Consider the following 22,659-nt stretch of genomic DNA (forward strand, 5'->3'; position numbering starts at 1 on the left):
GAGCAGCTCCGCCGGCACCAGCGGCGTCGGATCGTCGGTCTCGTCCGGCACCGTGTCCGGCAGGCTGTCATCGATCGTCACATCCCCCTCGGGCGTGACGCGGATTGGCAGTGGCAATTCGGTCAGTTCGCCGTCCCGGTCTTCGACGGTGACCTTACCGGGAAGCGGACCCTCCGCTGCGTCGGAACGACTTTGTGTGGAGAAGTCTCTTGGGAAAATGACCTGGAGCGCGTCGAACCCGGAAAGGGTGCCGGAAAAGGAAAGGATAAAGGTGCCATCGGCAACAGGCGTCAATGTGCCGTCGGTGGCAACCGAACCTGCCGGGAGACCCGGTAATTCGAAGGAAACGGATTGTATTGCAGATACTTCCGAAGGATCCCCGACAAAGATCAATGAATCCTTCAGTGATACGGTTACGGGGCCGTCGGTTTCGATGGCCGTGACCGGGCGCGGAACGATGATCAGGTTGGCGGGGCCGGATCCGTCATTCCGGTTACCTGCGTAAAGACGGTCGAACCGTTCGGGCAACGCGTAATCGGTAGGTGGAAGAAGCGGGTTGATGTCGAGACCGATCAGGGGATCGTTTATCGAGACGGCGGTTTCGAAAGCCGATCCTTTGACCGGTGTTCCCGGGTTGGCGATAAAGTGCAATGGGACGCGGACCACGTCACCGAGAACTTCCCAATCCGAAGAGGGAGTCGCGACGTCGAACAGTCGCTGAAGTGGGATCGTCGTCGCATCCGCCGATATCCGAAGCGACGCCTCTTCGGCGCCGATCAGAATGATTAGCGTTCCGTCTGGTTGAACGAGGATCAACGCGTCGTCCAGCAGCAGCGGAAACTCCAAGCTGGATCCTTCGGGAAGCCGCACCTGGCTCAGGCCGGCGGTCTCGATCAGGAGGACTTCGGGCGCGGTGTCGATGATCAGGTCCCGAACTTGAGATTGCGTCAGGCTGCCGAGCTCAAGTCCTTCGCGGTCCAATTCGTCTCTTGCCATCCCTTGCCGTCCCTCAAGTTCAGAAAAGCCGCGGAAAATAGCGCGCTACATCATGGTTACCTTAAGTGATCAGGGAGGTTAGGCAACTTTTTCTTGATCGGGCTCGCGGTGACGCAGATCAAGGTGCAGCATGCCCGCCAAAGCCTTGGAGCCTGTACCAAAACGACTTGGCGTAGCGGCCCGCGTTTACGAAGCCGATGCAGCGTTCAACGCAAACTCCAATTCATCGCGACGCCGCGGAATGGGCGGCTGACCGTCTGTAAGGCGCTACCAGCGACCTGATGCACGCCGCGATGTTCGCTCGCTACGAACGATTGGAATGGGAATTAGGGTTTCCTGATGTCGGATCGCCTTTCAGGCGAGTTCGTCTTCGGTTTTTCGGTCTTCCGCTGTATGATTAAGGCGATTGCGGAACAAGGAGCAAGCGATGCAGCACCAGACACGGTTTTGGCACGGGGTGCTTTTCGCTGCGTTGACCTTGATGCTGCTTGGCGCGCTTCTGCCCCAGGGCGCGCGGGCCGCGCCGCAATTCGCGACCTGGCAGGAACTGGTTCCCGAGGTAGCGCCTTATGATGATCCGTTCATCGAGATGACTTTTGGCCAGCGGTCTGACTTGCGTGATGTGCTGCGCTATCAACAGTCGCTCGAAATCGGCGAAGCCACTGACGAAATGCGCGAACTAGCGGAGTCGGCGCGCGACAGGCTCTCCGTTTACGGGCTCGACCCGGAGAAGCTTTTGCAACAGCGTCTTGTCGTCATGGAACGTCGGCGAGCTGCGGCCACCAGTGTTTCGACGGCCCTTGTGGACCGCGAGATACTGATGGACGGCTACGTGTTGCCGCTGGAATGGGACGGAGAGAACGTGGTGGAGTTCCTTCTTGTGCCGTGGGTGGGCGCCTGTATTCACACGCCCCCGCCGCCGCCCAACCAGATTATTCATGTGAACTATCCCCAGGGGCTGGCGGTCGAACAGCGCTTTGAGCCGGTGCGCCTACAAGGCACCCTCAGGCACAGCCCCGCTGCGCATGACTTGTTTCTGATAGACGGAAGCCAAGCAGTGATGGCGTCCTACGGCCTCGACGCAGCACAGATCACCGGTATTCCGGGAAACCTCACCGAGGTGACTTACTCCGACCCGAACCTTTCATGGATTGCGCGCATGCAGGTCTGGGTCTCGTCCCTGTTCACGTCATCCATGTCGGCTCTTGGCAGGGGGGATGGGTTTTCCATAGCCACTTTTTTCGCGCTGCTTCTGTCGCTGGGATACGGGTTCTTGCACACACTTGGACCCGGGCACGGCAAAACGGTCGTGATTTCATATTTCGTAGGCGAGGGCGGCAACCTTGGTCGTGGCATGCTGATGGGCGCCCGCATCGCCGTCGTGCATGTCTTCTCGGCGGTCATCTGCGTCGTGGCGTTTGACCTGACTGTCCGGCAGTTGACCGGTGCGGCCCCGGCAGACTACCGGATGGTGCGGCTTGCCAGTTACGCCACGATCATGGCTATCGGAACGGTCATGCTTTGGCGGGCGGTCGCGGCGTGGCGCTCGACACGCACGGTCGAAGGTGGCCACCATCACCACCACGACCACCATGCCGGATGTTCGGCATGTGCCGCTGCCGCAGCGCGGGGGCGTCGATCCGAGGGCTGGCTGGCTCTTGCGGTCGGGGTGGTGCCATGTACGGGGGCACTTATCGTGATGCTCTACGGTCTTGCGAACGATCTGATCGTTCCGGCCGTTATCATGGTTTGCGCGATTTCGTTGGGTATGGCCATCGCCATGTCGGCGCTTGGGGTAGCGGCGCTTTGGGGGCGTGCGCAGGTGGAACGTCGAATTGGCGATGACGCGCAACGCCTTACCGGCTTTCAGAATGGAGCGCGCCTTGTCGGCGCGACCCTTGTTTTGACTGTCGGTATCATATTGTTCACGTCGACCCTGACACAGGATAGTGCAGGGCGGCTGGCCGTCGGCGAAAGTTCGTCGCAGTTCGAAGCCGCTGGTGTTTCCTTGCGCCCCTGAGAGGACGCGGAAAGACTTGGCGAGGCGTTAGTCCGCCCCGCGCACCTCGATCTGCGCATCCGGTGGTGGCGCCAGGATTTTCTGAACGAAGTAGGCGGCCAGCGTCGTTCCGATTCCGATCAGGTCGGTTATCAGCCCACCCTCGATCATGAACAAGGCTGCAAGGATCAGCGCCGCGCGCAGGAACCACGCCGGGCGCGCTCCGACGAACCAGCCCTGAACACCGGAACTGAGAAGGAAGACACCGAACACGGCCGTCGCACCTGCGCGCAGGATCTCTGCCCAGCTGCCATCCATCAGCAGTGCACTGTTGTAGAAGAACATGAACGGCACGATGAAAGCTGCAATCCCGATCTTGAAGGAGGCCACCGAAGTCGACATCGGGTTCGCGCCCGAAATGCCCGCTGCCGCGTAAGAGGCCAACGCAACCGGTGGCGTGATCGCGGATACGACGGCGAAGTAGAAGACGAAGAAATGGGCGGTGAGTTGCGGTATGCCGATCTCAACAAGGCCCGGCGCTACGACAGAGGCGGCCACGGCGTAGGCCGCCGTCGTCGGCATGCCCATGCCCAGCAGGATCGCAATGCACATCGCAAAAACGAGCGCCAACAGCTGGCTAAGGCCCGCGAGATTCAGCAGCAGCGCCGAAAATCGCGCACCGACACCCGTCAGACTGATCACGCCCACGATGATGCCCGCTGCGGCACATACCGCGATGATCTGGATCGACATGTGCCCGGCAAGTTCCAGCGCCTTCAGGATGGAACGTATTCCCATCCTGTGGGGTGTAAGCCAGCTGACGACCGCTGCGGATATCGTGGCAAGTGTGCCAGCGCGGATCACGGAATAGCCCATGAACAAGGCGACGATCAGAATGATGATCGGGATGAACAGGTAGATCTGGCGCAGCATCTGGTTGAGCTTCGGAAGCTCATCGTCACGCATGCCGCGCATACCCAGTTTGGCGGCTTCGAAATCGACCATGAAATAGATCGACACGAAGTACAGGATCGCCGGGATGACAGCGGCAACTGCGATCTCGGTGTAGGGAATGCCGGTGATCTCGGCCATTATGAAGGCGCCAGCACCCATGATCGGCGGCATGATCTGCCCGCCGGTCGAGGCCGCAGCCTCGATCGCGCCGGCGGTCTCGCGCCTGTAGCCGACCTTTTTCATCAGCGGGATGGTCAGCGACCCGGTGGCGACGACATTGCCCGCACTGGTGCCGTTGATCATGCCCATCAAACCGCTTGCAAAGATCGCGACCTTGGCCGGACCTCCGCGCGCCCGTCCGGCAGCGGCAAATGCGAAGTTCACGAAATAGTCGCCGACCTTACTGGCCTGAAGAAAGGCCGCGAAGATGATGAAAAGGATGATATAAGTCGAACTGACCGCCGTGGTCGGCCCGAGGATACCGGCGTCCGAATAGACATGTCCAAAGAAACGCTGCCATGTATAGGCCGACTGCACGGCGAGGATGCCGGGCAACAGGTGGGCCGTGAACGTGTAGGCGAGGAATATGCCGGTGATGATGACCAGTGCCAGACCGGCGACACGCCGGGTCAGTTCCAGGATGAGGGCGGATCCGGCGGTAGCAGCAAACGCGACACCGATCGGTACGAATGGTGTCCCGACAGAGTTGCGCGCGGCGGTGGAATAGATCGGAATGAGGTAAAGCGCCACGACGATGCCGCACAGCGCCAACACCAGGTCCGACGCGGCAAGCGCGCCGCGCGGGCGTCTTTCGAACCAGCTCAGAAGGATCGCCCCAAGAGTTGCAATCAACAACGGCGTTCCGAACCACCAGAGTTCAAGCCCATAGATCTCGGTGCCCGGGAACGCGGGCCAGGTGACAAGACCGCCCATTTCGGGCAGGTCGCCGCTGTTCAGACGAGCGATGAAACCCAGAACCGTCCAGAAGGATACCGCAACCGGCAGTAGCAACGCGTAACCCGCGATCGTGAGAAGTGGCGTGGTGCGAGGGTCCTCGTCGCCGCTTGGGAAACTGTAGGCAGCGAACAACAGGAAACCCAGCAAAAGGGCGCCAGCGATATGCACGATGCGAAAATTCCAGGTTTCCAGCGGAAATTGCGGCAGGAACGGGATTTCTATCCCCGTGTAGTCCGAGATCGAGACGCCGTTCAGCGCAGCCATGTGAAACGCGGCGTAGAGAATTGAAAAGGTTGCCGCGACCCAGGCCATGGTGCCGACATATTGGCGGCGGTTCACCTCTACGGGTTCATCATCCACACCTTCGGCGATAACCGGTTCGATGTGATCCGCTTTTTCGTCAGACATGGCCGACAATCCCCCAGTCATTTATTGTTGCGGCCTGTCATCGGCCGATTTTGGTATGACGCGCCCCGAGCTGATCCGGGACGCGTTTCTTCATGCCATTGGCAGGCCGCAATCAGCCGCCGGAATACACCAGGTCATCCGGAATGTCGGCGCCCGCGTTTTCCTTGAACCAGGCGGCAGCACCTGGGTGCCACATCATGACTTTGTTCTTGTCCCAGTTCTCGGGCAGGGTCGAACGGGCTGCACGGTGGATATTCACCATTCGCTCGTTGTCCGACATGACCACGTCAACCACCGCCTTGACGAAGTTTTCGGGCAGGTCGCAGTTGGCGATTGCGAAATTCCACATCGAAACCGACCTGGCCGGTGCTTCGAGCGTGGTATAGGTGTCGGCGGCAATCTCGAACTCGGATACCGGGAAGGCCTCCATGATCTTGGCCTGCTCCTCTTCGGTGAACTCGATGATGTTCACGTCGGTCTGAACCTCAAGCTGGCTGACCGCCGGCACCGGTACGCCTGCGGCGAAAGCGATCACGTCCAGCAGGCCGTCCTGAAGCTGCCCGCCGAGATCCGACCAGCCGCCGTTGCGACGCTCGAAATTCACACCCAGCGTTTCCATCATGCGCGGAAAATAGGTGTCCGAGGTCGAACCGGCCGGACCGAACCCGATACGCGCACCATCTGGAATGTCGGCGACCGAAGCGATGCCCGAGGATGACAATGCAGTCACGCTGAACGGCGTCTGGTACATCGGGAACATCGCGCAAGCCTTGTTCATCTGCAGACCAGGCGCGATCGGGTTGGTGCCACCCAGCGATTCCGCTGCCGGGCCCATCGTGGTCATGCCGAACTGGGCCTCGCCGGTATGAACCAGCGCCATGTTCTGCATTGGGCCACCGGTAACTTCGCCGCCGCCGGTGATGCCGAGCTCCTCGGAAACGAGGTTTGCCCAGCCCGACCCGTAAGCGAAATAGGTGCCGCCCTGCGAGGCGGTGCCGACCGTGAAGCTCTCGGGCCAGCCGTCGCGGTTTTCATGGCTCCCGGCGAACGCGCCTGTCGCCAACACTGTTGCGCCGATCGCGGCGACCATCCGAATGCTTTGATTTTTCATGTTTTCTCCCTTGGACTACGGCTTCCGGACCGATGAACCTCAGGGGCAGGAAAAATTGTCTTGTCATGCCACCGTGCAGGTAAGTTCGGGTTTCCTCTCCGGAATGCGGTTCGCGTAAGATACTCTGCCTCGGGCTTTTGGCAACAGTTGCGACGTACGTGCTTTCCCACATTTCGCGCAAGGCCGATTTGCGCAAGCTCTAGTTCAGCAACCCGGGCAGCCAGGTCGCGATTGGCGGCCAAGTGATGACAAGCCCCAGAACCGCGATTTTCATGACGATGTAGGGAAGGATAGCCGCGTAGATGGTGCGCATGCCGATCTGTGGCGGAGCCACTCCCCGCATAACAAAAAGCAGAAGTCCAAATGGCGGGGTCAGCAGGCCAATCTCCATTGTCAGCAGGTAGAGCACACCAAGCGTGAGCGGATCGATCCCGGCGGCCTGTGAAAGCGGAACGAAAATCGGGACCGTCACCATCAGCATCGAAACCTGGTCAATGAAACATCCAAGAAGCAGCAACAGGGCGATCATGCCCAGCGTGATCTGAAAGGTCGTGAGATCGAAGCTTTCGATCAGGCGGATGAACCCTCCGGTAGCCCCGGAGAAAGATAGAACCTGCGCGAATGTCTGGCTGGCGGCGATGATGAACAGGATCATCACGCTGAGCTTTACGGTCTCGAGCATGGCACGCGCCAGCTTCTGCCATGTCAGAGCGCGATATCCGGCCCCGACACCCAGTGCCGCGATAGAGCCAAGAGCGGCGCTTTCCGTTGGCGTGGCAAAGCCCAAAAGCAGGCTGCCGATCACGACGGCGAAAAGAATGGACAATGGGGCGACGTAGATCAGGAATGGCCGCCAGCGTTCTGCTGGCGCCATGTCGATCACGCTTTCATCCGCAGGGGCCAAGTCGGGGTTGCGAATGGCGGAAAGAACGATCCAGCCGAGAAAGAGAATTGCCAGGATGAGCGCTGGCAGGATCCCGGCAACCAGCAATCCGGCGATCGAGATGCCGGCAAGCGAGCCCACGAGAACCGCGAGTGCGGAAGGGGGGATCAGCATCGCAATCGCGCCCGAGGCCATGATAGGCCCCATCGCCATGGTAGGGGCATATCCCTTCTTCAGCATCTGGGGTAGAAGCGTCGAGCCGAGCATCGCGGTGTTGGCAATGGTTGAACCCGAAAGCGCGGCAAAGATCGTGCCGCCCAACACCGTAACCACGGACAATCGCCCCGGTATTCGGGTGACAACCCGTTCAACCGCGTCGATTGCCTTGTGCGCAACGCCGGTCTGGAACAGCAATTCGCCCATCAGGATGAAAAGCGGGATAGGCGCCAGTTGGAAGTTTGCAACTGTCGTCGAGGCGTTGCGAGCAAGTTGGATCACGCCGCGCTCACCGCCCAGAACCTCCCACGCTCCGATGATCGTCACGGCCAGAAAGGCAAATGCAACCGGCAACCCGGCAAGGAGCATGGCGCCAAGACCACCCATCATGAGTGTAAGAAACAGCGGCCAGTCCATCAAAGCCCGGACGCTTTCTCGGCCCGCTCGTCGGGATGCGCGGCCTGTCGCAGGAACTCGATGCAAATCAGAACGAACGCAACGGGAGCGATCGCAAGCACCCACCATTCAGGAATCGTGAAAGCAGTTCGGATCATCGATCCGCGCTCGGCCGAACGCCATGCCGCCTCGACCGCGTATCGCAGGAAGACGAGCGAAACCGTGAAACCCGTCAGTGAAACCGCACGCGACAACCTGCGGGATGTCGCTGGACGAAGGACGGATGTGACAAGATCGACCGACACATGCGCCTTTTGGGAAAGGACCCAAGGAGCAGCAAGGAATGTTGCCGCCAGCAATCCATATTCGACCGCATCCAGCAGTCCGTAGATCGTTGCAGCACCAAGATTTCGCAAAACCACGTTTACGGAAATCAAAACCGCGGTCGCCCCGAATATACCCGCGGCGAAGATCGCGCAGGCGAGCAGAACCCTGTCAAATGCACTGTTCAAGCTGGTCATCAGAATCCGCCGGGCCGTGGGGGCCGCGGCGGTCCCTTTGTCAGTCGTTCAGGCAGGCGCGCAGATCCGATGCGATCTGGGCGTCTATCCCCTCGACGATGGCCCAGCCGGCATTCTGGGCCGTTTCCAAGTAGTTCGCGGCGGTTTGTTCGTCGAACGTGATCACCTCGATCCCCGCCTCAAGCTGTTTTGCGGCCTCTTCCTCGTTGACGCGGATGTTGTCCTCGTTGCGGGCCTCGGTCCAGAGCGCGGCCTCTTCCAGAACAGCGCGGGCTTCGTCCGACAGATCGTTCCACCGGTCGAGGTTCACCAGGAAATTCACGTCCACCTGGAAAAATCCCGGGTCGATACGATACTTGGTCTGCTCATCCCATCCCAGGTCGAGGATGCCCTGCACAGGCCAGCCATACCCGTCGATCGCACCGCGTTCCAATGCGGTGTAGACCTCGCCCGGTGCCGTACGCACGGGTGTCGCACCAAGTTCTTCGAGCAGGGCGCGATAAACGGGCGTTGTACGGATGGTAAATCCGCTCAGGTCCAGCCCCTCTACCGGCTTGGTGGTATAAAGGTGGAACTGGATGTGGTCGCCCGTCCGGGCAAGGAACTTCACGTTCATCTGTTCTTGATGCAACGCGTCTATCTTGTCGAAACACCCGTTTTCGCGTTGATCCTGAACGGTGTTGGTGGCCAGGTGCAACGCATCGCCCGTGGGCAGCAAGTTGGGATAGAACGCGCTGGTCACGTTCGCGATGTCCACAACACCGCTCGAGACGGCATTCCCCAGTTCGAATGGCGGCACCGCTTCTGGTCCGCCAACATATTCGATCTGGATGACGCCTTTTCCGGTTTCGTTAACTCGTTCGACGAAGGCCTCGAAGGGCCTCGAGAAGGTCGTGCCTTGGGCAAAGGCCGTCACGCCACGAAGCGTTTCTTCGGCGGCGACGGGTGCGGCGACAATCCCGATGGCGCAGGCGGCTGCTGCAAGCGTTTTCACGTGGTTCTCTCCCTGTTCTGACCGCTTTCATGCGGTTCGTATGGGTAGATTAGCCGGTGTTTCCCGCCAGCGTCGAGCCTTCATTGCGAGACATGGCTGCAAGAGCGTCGGCATGGATCGCCAAGGCTGCGGCGAATTCGGTATGGCGAGCAGCGCCCAACGCCTCACGCGCGGCTTCGAGGTTGCCTTGGGCACGGGCCAGGGCGATCCGCTCTACCATCTCGCCGGCCTCCAGTCTCGCTTGGTCCACGGGGTGGTCGGGCCCACCCAAAAGAGCGTAGATTTCGACAGGTTCGATCCGGCCTTTCACCTGCACCTCGTCGACCATCGTCAGAACGTAGCCGCGCGACCGGGCCGCCTTGGCCGTGGCACCGCCCACGAGGATCGGAACGTCATAGGGGCGGGTCTGACCTTCAAGGCGCGACGCGACATTCACCTCGTCTCCAATGACCGAATAATCGAAACGGTGATGTGATCCGAAATTGCCCACGTAGCATTCACCGGTATTGATGCCTATTCCGATGCCCGTTTCAGGGAAGCGATGCGCGTTTTCGGCATTGAAGCGTTCAAGCGCATCCAGCATTTCGAGCGCGGTCTGGCAGGCACGCGCGGCATGGTCGGGTTCGTTCAGCGGTGCGTTCCAAAATGCCATCACGGCATCGCCCATGAACTTGTCTATGGTGCCACGGTTTTCGATGATGACATCGGTCAGTGCCGTGAAGAGCGCGTTCACGAACTCGGTAAGTTGCGCGGCACTCATGCCTTCGGCGGCAGTGGTAAAGCCTCGAACGTCCGAGAAAAGAACGCTCATCGGGCGCAGGTCTCCGCCAAGTGCCAAGGCCTCGGGGTCGTCTTCGAGTTCGCGGACAAGGTCGCGTGAGACATAATGGCCAAAAGCCTCGCGCACCCATCGCCGCTCGGCTCTTTCGCGGATCGCGACAAGGCTCGTGGTGGAAAACAAAGTGATCGCTGAACCGATGACGGGAAATGTCGGGTCGATGAACAGATCGAGCCGTGCAAATGCCAGGTAGCTGGCAATCGAAACGGCTGCCAGCGTGACGACGCCCGTCATCACGGCGGTCGTTGGAGAGAAAAAGGCCGCGAGCACGGCGCAGAAGAGGACCAGCGTGGCGAAAGCCATGAATTCCAACCCTTCGGCCCAGTCCGGGCGCCCAAGCTCTGTTCCCGTGATGATGTGCTCGATGACCTGGGCGTTGATCTCGATGCCGGGCACCGAACTCGCCGTCGGGGTCGACTGTATGTCGAACAGCCCCGGCGCCGTGGCGCCGATCAGTATGATACGACCCGCGATCTCGTCAGACGAAACATCGTCAAGCGCAACGCGCCAGGCCGGAATGAACCGCTCGGGTTGCGGAGGTGTGTAGTGCAGCAAAAGAGATCCTCGGGGCGAGGTCGGCACGTCAAAAGCACCAATACGCAAAGCGTTTACCCCGGTTCTGGCACCCATCGCGCTCTGCCCGCTGGCATTCGAACTTCGAACGACGAAGGTGCTTGCGCCCTGTGCCACGCGCAACGCCTCGACGGCGAGGCTTGGCACCAATCGGCCGTCGGGCAGCGCAAAAAGCAGTGGAACGTCGCGGACGATCTGGTCGCGCCCGGGCATCCAGTTCAGCGCGGCCAGTCCGGTGGCCGCATTGGCAAGGCCGGGCAACGGCGCTGTCATCCCGGAAAAGACGGGCAAGAACTCCTGCGGCGGATCGCCAGCCACCGCAAAGCCCGCCTTGGGCGGCAGTCCCCCGGGGCTTTGGCGGGGGGCCTCGTTCGTGAGTGCGATCCCAAGGACGGAAGGCACCGATTCAAGCGCGTCTGCCATGCGCGCGTCACCATCCGGCAAGGCAGCAAGGGCTCGTGTCACCCGCGCACGCTCCGCATCGTCGTCAACCAGCGATGCGATCTGGTCCGGCGACATCCGGTCGGGCTCGGCCAACACGATGTCGAGCGCCACAGTCGCCGCGCCGAGCGCACCCAGTTTCATGACGAGTTCGGCAAGCCGGCTGCGTGGCCAAGGCCATTGACCCAATCGCGTCAGCGAGGCCTCGTCAATCGCCACAATGCGGACCGGCAGGTCGGGATCGAAGTTGCGCGGGTGCCATTTCTGGTATTCGTCATACGCGATGTTGCGCAGATGACCTGCCGCTTCGGGTTCCGCAATCCTCCATGCAGCGCCGAACAGCAGGGCCGAGACCGTCAGGATGGTCAGCGGCAACAAACGTCCCAGGGCACGCCGACGTCGACTGACCCGATGATCGCCCGTGGTCATCTCAGCCTATTTCCTTGGCAGATAGCGCAGGCAAATGTTGCCCGACGGTCACAGCTTCACTGGCGTTGACGGAACGGAAGGCAGCCCGAGGTTTGCAAAATTGAATTTGTTGCGGAAGGCGTCTATGCGTGGAGAGTAAGGGGTTCATTTTCAGAAAGTTCACCAGTTATGCTGGCAGCATGGCATTTATTACCCAAGAGACGCAATTTTCTTTATTTTGCAAAGGGTGTTGTTCTTGGTCTTTGTCTCGCGGCGCCCGCCGGTGCGCAGGAGGCCGACACGTCTGCCGAAACCTTCGCCGCGCTCGAAGCGCGGCGGGCGGCGCTGTTTCAGGCAACGCTCTCCAATCCGGTCGATCTCGACATCGCGTTCGAGTATGCTTTGATCTCTGCAAGAGTTGGCGATATCGAAGCTGCAATTTCTACGATGGAGAGAATACTCGTCTTCAATCCGGGTTTGCCCAGGGTGCAGCTGGAACTGGCGGTCTTGTATTACCGCATCGGGGCCATCGAGACCGCGCAACACTATCTTGAGGCTGTCCGAGGTCAGGACTTGCCGCCCGCCGTCCGGGCCAAGGTGGACGAGTTTTCCCTCTCGGTCGAAGAGGCGTCGAAGCCGTATCGCTTCTCAGCTTCGATTGATTTCGGTATGCAGGCCTATTCCAACGCCAATTTCGCACCCGACCGCGACTCGATCATAATCGGTGGCGTCCCGATCAACCTTGGGCCCGGCGCGAAGGCGCAGTCGGACGCCAGTGTGTTCGCCCTTGGCCAGATCCACTACACCTATGACCTGCCGGCACAAGGTGCGTTGTTCGAAGTTGATGGGACACTCTACGCGTCGAAGTTCTTTGAACTGAGCCGTCTCGATCTGAATTTCCTCGAGGTTGCGTTCGGCCCGTCCTTCAATCTAGGTCGCTGGGGATGGGACAAGTCGCGGCTTGGCGTCTACGGCATTGTCGGCGGATCGACACTTGGTGGAAGCCATTATTCGACGATCGGTGGGGCTGGGTTGCGGCTGCGCACGCAGATTGACAACAGAACCCTGCTAGAGACCCAGATCGAGGCGCGGTCGATCAACTACTCGAATACCGCAGATTATCCCAATGCGACCTTGCAGGACGGCAATACCTACCGGTTCCGGGCGCAGCTAATCCGGTCTCTAAGTCCGGGCTGGACCGGCTCTTTTGCATTCGAGGCTCGCCAGGTCGACGGGGAGACCGATTTCAACACCTTTCGCGGCTACGGCCTGACTGCGAAGCTCAACCACGATTTTCGCGGGCCAACCGATGGCATCCTCGCGGATAACGAGCCTTGGTCGCTGCTGCTTGCCGTAGGTGGCATCTCGCGCGATTTTGCCGGTCCCGATCCGTTGATCGACCCCGTGAACGCGCAAGACGACAGGGGTCTTTGGCTTGAGGCGAGTCTTGGCATTCCACTTGAAAATCAATTCTCCGCCTACGTGACGGGGCAGTACTACAGGCAGAACTCCAACTACCCGACCCGAGACTATGACGGGGTCACTCTCACATACGGTGTGAAGAAGAGGTTCTGAACCATGCGCGATATGCTTCACCGCCCCTTGCTTGCGGCCCTGATGGCCGGCACGGCATTGGTATCCACTGCTGCATTGGCCCAGGAGAGCATCGGCACGTCCGCAGCCGTCAATACCGCCTCGACGCTTGAGCGCGGCGCAAGCCAGCGCACAGTCGTTATCGGAGATGACATCGCGTTCAAGGACCGTATCATCACCAACCGCGACGGTCTGGTTCAGGTTCTGTTCGTGGACGGATCCACGTTCACGGTGGGCTCGAATTCCAGGGTCGTGATCGACGAATTCGTCTACAATCCGTCCGACGGAACGGGTTCTCTCACCGCCGAGGTCACGCGGGGCGCATTGCGTTTCGTGGGTGGCAAACTCTCGAAGAACGAAGAGCCGGTCCGCTTCAAGACGCCGGTCGGCATTCTCGGTGTGCGTGGAGCCATTGCCGAGATCGATCTCGAACCCGCCTGTCTGTCCAGCGGCGAGTGCCCGGACCTCGTCGCGAACCTCGTCTTCGGTGACGAACTGACATTTACCGGCCCGGATGGTCGCAGGTCGCGCATCTACCAACCCGGGCATTCCTTTGTGATCTCGCGCTCGGGGCAGGGCGTAAATGCGCGCATCGTGCAGCTCAAGACGCTTGACCGCGGTACGCTCCAGAGGCGTTTGCAAGGTCAGAGTGGCCAGAACGGCGGGGCGATCGAAATACCCACAGACAGGGATGTCGCGGAGAGCGGGATTCCTCGGGAGAACTCGGATCGAAGCCCCTATTCGCTGCGACTCAATCCCGGTCTGGAAATGGTCTCGACAGCGATTGCACCTGACCCGGACGAACCTGGCATCGCCAGCACGGATCGGCAACTGGCCGTTTCGGTTCTGGACGAGGCGCAATCCGATTTCATCCGCGAGGATGTCGGCTCGGAGCCGGAGGGGCCGATCTACGACCGTGCAACGCTGACCGGCGTCTTCGGCACGCCGGATAGTTACACGACGCCCAGCGGTGTCGTCATCGAGGATCCATGGGCGCAGGGCATCTCGCGCATCGTGCCGCCAGAGACGGTCACCGTGCAGGTCCTGCGCGAGGACGGTGAACCGGTCGGGATCGAATTGGGCGATATCTCTCTGCCATATCCCGTCGAAGAGGGCGAAACGCCGATTGAACCGCGCTATTCCGAAACGTACCAGCGCGACGTCGTTGGGGGGACGATCCTGCGTGGACCGGACGGCATCGCCATCTATCATCTTGCGCTTTCCGACTACGAGACCGAGTCGCCGGGATCTCTCGATGTCGTGGTCGGGCAGCCGACGCCGCGCGAAGTCTTCTTTCCCTCGACCGATCAACCTGCGGATTTGCGAACTTACGAGCTGGGCGAGGATTACGCCCGCACGCGCATGGGCCTCAGGTCTGACGTCCCGCTGCTCAACCCGCAGGTCGCGTTCGAATTCGGCAACGAATTTCTGTCGGCTGCAGCGGAAACTCCGTTCTACGTGATCGAAACGGGTCAATCGCGCTATGCGCCGACAACTCTCTATGGCGCCCTTCGAATTGAAGGGCAGGGCGCCGATCAGCGTTCGATGATTGTCAGCGACACCGGCTTCGTCTTCGGCAACCTTGCCGGCACTGGCGAGGATGCCTTGGGTATCGGTGGAACCCGCCGCGGTTCTTACAGGTTCAGCGCTCAGGAAGAAATCAACTTCATGCGTGGTGGCACCGGATCGAACCAGATCCAGAGTCCGACGATCTTTACCGCGATAGCGGGTCGGAATGCCGAAGCGTTCGTATACGGTTCGGGCTTGAACGGCGGGCTTGCCCGAAACAACTGGGCCGACGAGAACACGTTTATCGACGCGGGGCTGATGGACCCGATTGCTTCACCGGCCGATCCTCAGCGATACAGCTCGGCAACGGTTCCGGCCTTCCTGACGATGAGCGAGCGCCTCGATGGGTTCGATCGCACGATCACCGACGACAGGCTGGTCCACGGTTTCGCCGCCGGCATGGTCGAAGGTCAGGAGGGATCTGCAACGCCCTTCCGCTCAATTTATCCCGGCGGAGCCTTCATTGCCTTCGATCCGGTTACCGCCTCTTTGGGCGGAACGATCGATGTGGCGGACACGACCGGAACTCACCCGGCAGCGTTCGCCTTTTCCTACGGGTTCGGCTTTGACGGGGAAGGCGAGTTTCCGGCCGCGCGCTCCGCATTCCTCGACAGCACACGTTTCGCGGCGAATTCGACCGGACCATCGAATGTTCAAGGTGGCAATACGACGTTCATGTTTTCGCGCACCGAAGAGGTGATCGCGCATCAGCCCTATGATCCCGAAATCGGCTTCACGGGTCGCGATCCGGGGACATATGTCGTCTCGGCCGGGCTGGTGCCACAGGACAATCTGTTTTCGGGTGCAGATGTGTCGCCTTGCCGCTGCGATTTCATGCAATGGGGCTGGTGGGGAACGCAGACGGAGTTTCGTGACAGTTCGCTCACCGGCGGCAGCAGGACAGACATGGTGCACCTCGGGACTTTTGTGACCGCTGACATCCCGACCGCGGCCGAACTGCCCATGTCGGGCCGCGGAGAGTGGCGCGGGCACGCGATCGGTAACGTCGCCGTTGATGGTGAACTCGGCACGCGGCGCTACGTCGCCGTGGGCGACATGGCGATGGATTTCGACTTTGCAGAGCGTGTCGGGACCCTCAGCATCGACAATTTCGACGGGCGCAGCTTTTCGGGCCCCATGGGCAGTTCCGGGGTAGGCGATGCTCTGAACCGGTTTGACGGGCCGCTTTCAGGTGACGGTCTGAGCGGCTCTGCCACGGGATCCTTTGCGCGCGGACCTTTGGGGCCTGACCAGGGTGTTCTGGGGAGTTTCGACGTCGGGGGCTTCGGCTATAGCGCAGCGGGGACGTTCATGGGCGAACGGTGACCTTTGGTGATGCTTCCTGTGCAACCGCGGCGCGATGCGCGCGTTGGTGCCGGGATGTACGACACCAAAGGAGTCACTGATGACCATTTCCGCGATCGGCCCGGCCGCGATACCTGCCTTGGGCTTTGGCACTTTCAAGCTCAAAGGAGACGACGCGACCGACATGGTTGACGCCGCCCTTTCCGAGGGATTTCGGCATATCGACACTGCACAGGCCTACGATAATGAAGCCGCGGTCGGCAAGGGGATCGCCCGTTCCGACGTGCCGCGGGACCAGATCTTTCTTACCACGAAGATTCTTCCCGAGAACTTTGCGCCGCAAACCTTCGTCCGCAAGCTAGAAGAGTCGCTGTCTGATCTGGGAACGGACTATGTAGATCTCCTTTTACTGCATTGGCCGTCCAAAGAGGTTCCACTGGCGGATACTTTGGGCGCAATGAATGGCCTGATAGCAGACGGGAAAGTGCGTCACGGCGGGGTGTCGAACTTTAACATCCAGATGCTCGAAGAAACGCGCAAAGCGCTTGGCAGTCCGCTTGCAGCGAACCAGGTCGAGGTTCACCCGTTCATCGACCAGACCCGTCTGATGGAGCATATGGTGGCGAACGGCATCCCTTTCGAGGCCTATTCTCCGCTGGCCCAAGGAAACGTTTTGGGAAATCCCGCGCTGCAGGAAATCGCTGACGCGCATGGTGTGTCGGAGGCTCAGGTTACTCTTGCGTGGATACTTGCGCACCCGAACGGAATCGCGATTCCCAAAACTGCGAATCCGGAACGACTACGCCAGAACCTCGCCGCCGCCGAGATCAAGCTCAGCAGGGAAGACATTGCCAGGATCGACGCTTTGAGGCGGCCGGATGGCCGAATTGTCGAGCCAAAGGGGCTCGCACCGGTCTGGGACGATTAAAGCGCTGATCAGCGCAGGGTGCCCCTCATTTCGCGCAATGCCGGTAGGGGCTAGGTTGAACGTCGGCCAACACACCCGCATACAAACCTTGGCGTTTCGCGCAGCCCGAATTGGGCTGCGCACAAGGCATCACACACAATCATCCGTCATGCTGACGGCGGTTCGGCTTCTGCCGGAGGGTTGGGGGAGCCCTTGATCCATTCACGGGCCCCCTGCATCACGGCATAGAGCACCGGAACAAGGATCACGCCGAATACGGTCGCCGCCAGCATCCCGCCGAATACCGCGACGCCGATGGCCTTCTGGCTCGATGCTCCCGCACCGTTTGCTGCGAGCAAGGGGACGACGCCCAGCAGGAACGACAGTGCCGTCATCATGACGGCCCTGAAACGCTGGTGCGCGGCCTCGGATGCCGCTTCACGGATCGACAGGCCCTTGGCCCGCTGCTCCATTGCAAATTCGACGATCAGGATCCCGTTCTTAGAGGCTAGGCCGACCAGCATGATCATTCCGATCTGCGTGTAGAGGTTGATATCGGATCCCACGATGGCAACCGCCGCCACCGCGCCGAACAGCGCCACAATGACCGAAAGCAGGATGGAGACCGGCATCGACCAGCTTTCGTACTGTCCGACCAGGAACAGGTAGCCGAACAAGATAGCCATCGCCATGATGATGACCACGAGGCCACCCGAATCCAACTGCTGCTGGGCCGTGCCTGTCCACTCGTAGGTGTATCCGGGGGGCAAAGCGGTCTCGACCTCTTCGGCCATGACCCTGATCGCGTCACCCGTCGACAATCCCGGCGCGGGAACGGCGGTGACGGTGGCTGCACGGAACAGGTTGTGCCGCTTCAGCAGAACTGGCCCAAGGACGTTTTCGACATCGACCAAAGTGCCAAGAGGCACCATCTGCCCGGTCTGCGACCTGACGTAAAGATTCGAAATATCATCGACCTTGTCCCGATAGCTCCCATCAGCCTGCGCCATCACGCGGTAGACGCGGCCGAACAGGTTGAAGTCGTTGATGTAGTATGACCCAAGCTGCGCCTGCATCGTCTGGAACACTTCGGCAATGGAGACCTGAAGGGTCTTTGCCTTTTCGCGGTCAAGGTCGACGAAGAGTTGCGGAACGTTCGCGCGGAAGGTCGTGTAGGACTGCGCGATTTCCGGGCGTTGGTTGGCAGAGTAGACAAGCGAACCGACCGCCTGAGACAGATCCTGCGGCGACCCGCCGCCGGTCTGCTGAACCTGCATCTCGACGCCGGCGGACATGCCGAGACCCTGAATTGGGGGCGGGTTGAAGGCCACGATCGATGCCGCCGCCTCGCCATTGGCGATGCCGAGTATCTGAGAGAGAATGCCGTTTGCACTCAACTCCGGGGTCTGCCGTTCTTCCCAGTTTTCAAGGTTGACGATGATCATCGCACCGTTCGAGGCCAAGCCATTAAGCAACGAGAATCCGTTGACCAGAACGGTGTTCGCCACGCCGGGGATCTCCTCGACCTGGCGGACAACACGGTCCGTCACGGTTTCGGTGCGGGACAGGGTCGCAGCATCGGGGAGCTGAACATCGACAAACAGATAGCCGTTATCCTCAAGCGGAAGAAAGCCTTTGGAGGTCGAAGAGAAAATCGACCCCATCCCGATTGCGAAAGCGGCGATGATCGCAAGCCCCAGAAGAGGCACACGCAGCAACCGCCGCACAATGCCAAGATATCCGCCACGCACGGTGCCGATGCCGCGCTCGAACAGCGCGAGCAGACCGCGCGGCGGGCCGGATCGTGCCTTGAGCACAAGCGCACAGAGCGCGGGCGACAGGGTCAATGCATTGATCGAAGAGATCACGACTGCGGTCGAGATCGTTACCGCGAATTGCGAATAAAGCCGGCCGGTGATGCCGGGCATGAAGGTTACCGGAACGAACACGGCAAGCAGCACGAGTGTGGTTGCGATGACCGGTCCCGTGATCTGGCCCATGGCCTTGCGCGTCGCCTCGGCCGGCGAAAGGCCTTCATCCGCGATGATCCGCTCGACGTTCTCCACCACGACGATCGCGTCGTCCACCACGATGCCGATCGCAAGGACCAGCGCGAACAAGGAGATGGTGTTTAGCGACATGCCGAAGACAAGAAGGAACGCGAATGTCCCGATCAGCGAAACCGGGATGGCTACCGCCGGGATGATCGTGGCCCGCCAACTGCCGAGAAACACGAACACGACCGATATCACGAGCACGAAGGTAAGGATCAGGGTCGACACAACGTCATTGAGAGACTGTTCCACGAAGTCGGTCGTGTTGAACGGAACTTGGTATGCGACATCCTCGGGGAAGGCGAGCGACAGGCGTTCAAGCTCGGCCAACACACGTTCGGATACGGCAAGCGCGTTTGCACCCGGCGCTTGGTAGATACCCAGAACCGTCGCCGGTTCCCCTTCGAAAAAGCCCGAGGCGGAATAGAACTGGGCCCCAAGTTCCACACGTGCGACGTCGCGCACGCGAACAACCGATCCGGCATCGCCGGTGCGAACGACGATGTCCTCGAACTCCTGTACCGCTGTCAATCGGCCCTTGGTCTTGATCGTATACTGAAACGCTTGCCCCTCGGGCACCGGTGGCGCACCGATAGATCCGGCCGACACTTCGGCATTCTGTTCCCTGACCGCATTGATGAGATCGCCCGGAGATACCGACAGGGCGGCCATCTTGTCCGGGTCCATCCAGATGCGCATCGCGTATTGCAGGTCGGTCAAGACGTCGGCCTTGCCAACGCCGGCGACGCGGGCCAGCGCGTCTTTCAGGTTGATGGAGGCATAGTTCGACAGGAAAACGCTGTCGTAAGTCTCGCCGGGCGAGGTGAGCGTGACCACCATCAGCATGTTGGTCGATGATTTCTGCGTCACCACGCCGGATGTCGTCACCTCTGTCGGCAGCGAGGCCATCGCCTGAGCCACCCGGTTCTGGACGTTCACGCTGGCGATATCCGGATCGGTGCCGACCTCGAAGGTCACGCTGAGCGAATAGAGCCCGTTATCTGCCGAAGTGGATGTCATGTAGATCATGTCATCAACGCCGTTGACCTGCGCCTCGATCGGGGCGGCAACGGTATTCTCGACGGTTTCGGCACTGGCGCCGGTGTAGCTGGCCGAAACGTTGACCACCGGCGGTGTGATGTCCGGAAACTGGGCGACCGGCAGCACGAGGTACCCGATACCGCCGAGGATGGTCAGAACAAGGGAGATGACGAGCGCCAGCTTTGGCCGGCTGATGAAAAGCGATGAGAACATGCGCTTACTCTCCGTCCGATGCCATTACCGCATCGACGGCAACACCGGGCCTGACGCGTTGCAGGCCTTCCACGATGACGCTTTCGCCTTCACGCAGACCATCCAGAACGATGATGGCGGAGTCCACGGTATCGCCCGTCTGGATGTAGCGCTGTTCGACCATCTGCTGACTGGTCACGACCAGCACGAAGGGGCCGCGCTGGTCACGTTGCATCGCGGCCTGTGGGATCAACACCCGGGTAACAGGTTGCAGCGCCTGAATGCGGACATGGACAAAGGCGCCGTCGAGGATGAAGCGCGACTTGTTCTCAAACCGCGCCCGCATCGCGATCGTCCCGGTCTGAGGGTCGATGCGGTTGTCGACGAAAATGATCTCTCCGGTTTCATCCAGTTCCGTGCCGTTCGGCAGGGTCAGCCGCACCACGGGGCTTTTACCGCTTTCGGCGAGCGAGGCCGCCGTCTGCTCAAGCTGTTCCAGAACATCCACGAATTGCTTTTCGTTGAGCGAGAAGGCGACGTCGATTGGCTCCTCTCGGACCAATGCGACGAGCGGTCCCTTGCTCGGACCAACCACATCGCCCTCGCTTATTGCGACTTGTCCGATGCGCCCGGGAAATGGTGCCTTTATCTCCGTATAGCTCAGGTCCAGCTCGGCCTGCCGTATTGCGGCTTCGGCACTCTTGATCTGTGCTTCGGCGACCAGTTCGTTCGCACGGGCCACATCCAGTTCGGACTCAGGCGTCGCCCCGCGCGAGACCAGTTCCTCCTTTCGGGCCAGGTCGACGCTGGTCAATTCCAGGTTGGCCTTTGCACTGTCGAGGTCGGCGCGCCGTGCCTGCAGTGTCGCCTCGTACAGATCGGGTTCAATGCGGAACAGCAACTGGTCCTTTTCAACGACGGCACCGTCACCGACCAGTGTTTCCTGAAGGAAGCCGTTGACGCGGGCCACGATTTCCACCTTGTCGATAGCTTCGCCTCGCCCGATGAATGTCGCCTCCTCGACGATCTCCTGCGTATAGGCCGCGGCAATCGAGACTTTCGGCGGCTCCCCCTCCTGTGCAGTCGAGGGCGTCAGGGCAGGCAGCGACAGCATAAGGCTAGCACAGACAAGCAAATAAAGTTGGCGGGGAAGGGGCATGAACGACCTCGATCAAATATCGCGGAACGCCGCGTGGTGCGGTTGGTTGCAAACTCATCGTGAGGATGACCGGAAGCCGACAGTATCTCAAGGCTTTCTGGTCGGTTGCTTGCAAGTGCGACAAACTTTTTCGTTATTTCATCTGGCGGGAGGCAGGCTAGTCTGCGCTCTATGCCGCAGGAGCATGACTTGGACAGGGCCCACAATTTTCTCTTTCTACTCGACGAAGGATTCACCATGCAGGCCTTTTCGTCTGCGGTCGAAGTTCTTCGCCTGCTGGCAAGGGTGATACAGGAACCCGCGCCCGGCTATGGAGCTGTCAGCTTCTCGGGTGGGCCAGTGCGGGCATCGAACGGATTCCAGCTGGTCCCGGATACCAGGCTGGACTCCATTCCGCGCGACGCAACGATCGTCGTGGTCGCCGGGGCGGGAGCAAGCCGCACAAATGCGCCGGGTTTGACCGGTTTGGTGCGGCGCCTTGCAAGAGGTGGGCATCCGGTCTGGGGTGTCTCGTCAGGTGTCGTCCGCCTGGCCGAGGCAGGCCTGCTGTCCGGTCGACGCGTCGCCGCCCACTGGGAGGACGTGCCCTATCTGCATGAGCATTTCCCGGACATACAGGTAAGTCCTTCGCTCTTCGAGATTGATGGTGCCATTGCCACTTGTGCCGGCGGGCAGGCAGCGTCCGACCTGATGTTGTGGGTCGTTGGCAAAAGCCATGGCACAGAAATAGCCGAAGAGATCGCAGCGCGCCTCGTGATCGACGTGGTACGTGATGGACGTGCCAGCCAGCGCCGCATGCTCGACATGAGGTACCAGACGGTCAATCCGACCGTATTCGCCAGCCTGCGAATGATGCGCGCGAACTTGTTCGAGCCGGTCCCGATAGCCTGGATCGCCGAGTCTCAACGCGTTTCGCAACGCCAGTTGGAGCGTCTCTTCGACCAGGAGTTCGGCCAACCGCCCAGCCGTGTCTATGCCCGGCTGCGGTTGGAAAACGCGCGTGAAGAGGTGATTGCGGGGCATCGTCCCTTGACCGAGATCGCATTGGACTACGGCTTCACACCGGATACTTTTGCGCGCGTCTACAAGCGCGTGTTCGGGCACGCCCCGTCGCTCGACCGGCCACGTTCGCGCCGGTGAGCAT

14 protein-coding genes are annotated in these 22,659 nt (G+C 60.6%); 5 read left to right on the forward strand and 9 right to left on the reverse strand.

All coding sequences use genetic code 11. The features are described from left to right. Positions 1-996: hypothetical protein (locus tag ACFORG_RS18700; protein ID WP_386737070.1), on the reverse strand; the 996-nt coding region annotated here is incomplete at its 3' end. A gap of 427 nt (positions 997-1,423) precedes the next feature. Between ACFORG_RS18700 and ACFORG_RS18705 the strand changes: the two genes are divergently transcribed. Next, entirely contained in the window at positions 1,424-3,016 is a 1,593-nt protein-coding gene (locus ACFORG_RS18705; protein WP_386737071.1) for a HoxN/HupN/NixA family nickel/cobalt transporter, read from the forward strand. Positions 3,017-3,043: 27 nt separating this feature from the next. Here ACFORG_RS18705 and ACFORG_RS18710 read toward each other — a convergent pair whose 3' ends face one another. The 6 genes from ACFORG_RS18710 to ACFORG_RS18735 form a co-directional block, all read right to left on the reverse strand. Then, positions 3,044-5,314: a TRAP transporter permease gene (locus ACFORG_RS18710; protein WP_386737072.1), complete on the reverse strand. Its 2,271-nt coding sequence runs from the start codon at positions 5,312-5,314 to the stop codon at positions 3,044-3,046. A 112-nt stretch (positions 5,315-5,426) separates the two neighbouring features. Beyond that, complete coding sequence (locus ACFORG_RS18715; RefSeq protein WP_386737073.1) at positions 5,427-6,425, reverse strand: TAXI family TRAP transporter solute-binding subunit; 999 nt, start codon at positions 6,423-6,425, stop codon at positions 5,427-5,429. 199 nt (positions 6,426-6,624) lie between these two features. After that, complete coding sequence (locus ACFORG_RS18720; protein WP_386737074.1) at positions 6,625-7,941, reverse strand: TRAP transporter large permease; 1,317 nt, start codon at positions 7,939-7,941, stop codon at positions 6,625-6,627. Next, positions 7,941-8,441 carry a TRAP transporter small permease gene (locus ACFORG_RS18725; RefSeq protein ID WP_386737075.1) on the reverse strand — a complete coding sequence of 167 codons (501 nt, stop codon included), beginning with the start codon at positions 8,439-8,441 and terminating at the stop codon, positions 7,941-7,943. Before ACFORG_RS18725 ends, ACFORG_RS18720 begins: the two co-directional genes overlap by 1 nt. Positions 8,442-8,481: 40 nt before the next feature. Further along, positions 8,482-9,435: a TRAP transporter substrate-binding protein DctP gene (gene dctP / locus ACFORG_RS18730; protein ID WP_386737076.1), complete on the reverse strand. Its 954-nt coding sequence runs from the start codon at positions 9,433-9,435 to the stop codon at positions 8,482-8,484. 49 nt (positions 9,436-9,484) lie between these two features. Next, entirely contained in the window at positions 9,485-11,716 is a 2,232-nt protein-coding gene (locus ACFORG_RS18735) for a CHASE2 domain-containing protein (protein ID WP_386737077.1), read from the reverse strand. A 168-nt stretch (positions 11,717-11,884) separates the two neighbouring features. Between ACFORG_RS18735 and ACFORG_RS18740 the strand changes: the two genes are divergently transcribed. The 3 genes from ACFORG_RS18740 (at position 11,885) to ACFORG_RS18750 (ending at position 17,090) form a co-directional block, all read left to right on the forward strand. Continuing rightward, complete coding sequence (locus ACFORG_RS18740; protein WP_386737078.1) at positions 11,885-13,270, forward strand: tetratricopeptide repeat protein; 1,386 nt, start codon at positions 11,885-11,887, stop codon at positions 13,268-13,270. A gap of 3 nt (positions 13,271-13,273) precedes the next feature. Continuing rightward, positions 13,274-16,183, forward strand: coding sequence for a FecR family protein (locus ACFORG_RS18745; RefSeq protein WP_386737079.1), 2,910 nt, complete (start codon positions 13,274-13,276; stop codon positions 16,181-16,183). A 79-nt stretch (positions 16,184-16,262) separates the two neighbouring features. Then, a complete protein-coding gene (locus tag ACFORG_RS18750) occupies positions 16,263-17,090 on the forward strand; it encodes an aldo/keto reductase (protein ID WP_386737080.1) in 828 nt (275 codons plus the stop codon). Positions 17,091-17,236: 146 nt separating this feature from the next. Here the strand turns inward: ACFORG_RS18750 and ACFORG_RS18755 are convergent, their stop codons facing one another. Together ACFORG_RS18755 and ACFORG_RS18760 are read right to left on the reverse strand one after the other, a co-directional pair. After that, the gene (locus ACFORG_RS18755) at positions 17,237-20,377 is read right to left on the reverse strand and encodes an efflux RND transporter permease subunit (RefSeq protein WP_386737081.1); all 3,141 of its coding nucleotides are present in this window, start codon (positions 20,375-20,377) and stop codon (positions 17,237-17,239) included. Between the two features lie 4 nt (positions 20,378-20,381). Next, a complete protein-coding gene (locus tag ACFORG_RS18760) occupies positions 20,382-21,515 on the reverse strand; it encodes an efflux RND transporter periplasmic adaptor subunit (RefSeq protein ID WP_386737082.1) in 1,134 nt (377 codons plus the stop codon). A gap of 189 nt (positions 21,516-21,704) precedes the next feature. On the opposite strand from ACFORG_RS18760, the gene ACFORG_RS18765 reads away from it, so the two are divergent. Beyond that, the gene (locus tag ACFORG_RS18765; protein WP_386737083.1) at positions 21,705-22,655 is read left to right on the forward strand and encodes a GlxA family transcriptional regulator; all 951 of its coding nucleotides are present in this window, start codon (positions 21,705-21,707) and stop codon (positions 22,653-22,655) included. Positions 22,656-22,659: the final 4 nt, after the last annotated feature.

The organism is Lutimaribacter marinistellae (assembly GCF_042648365.1).
Taxonomy (GTDB): Bacteria; Pseudomonadota; Alphaproteobacteria; order Rhodobacterales; family Rhodobacteraceae; genus Lutimaribacter_A; species Lutimaribacter_A marinistellae.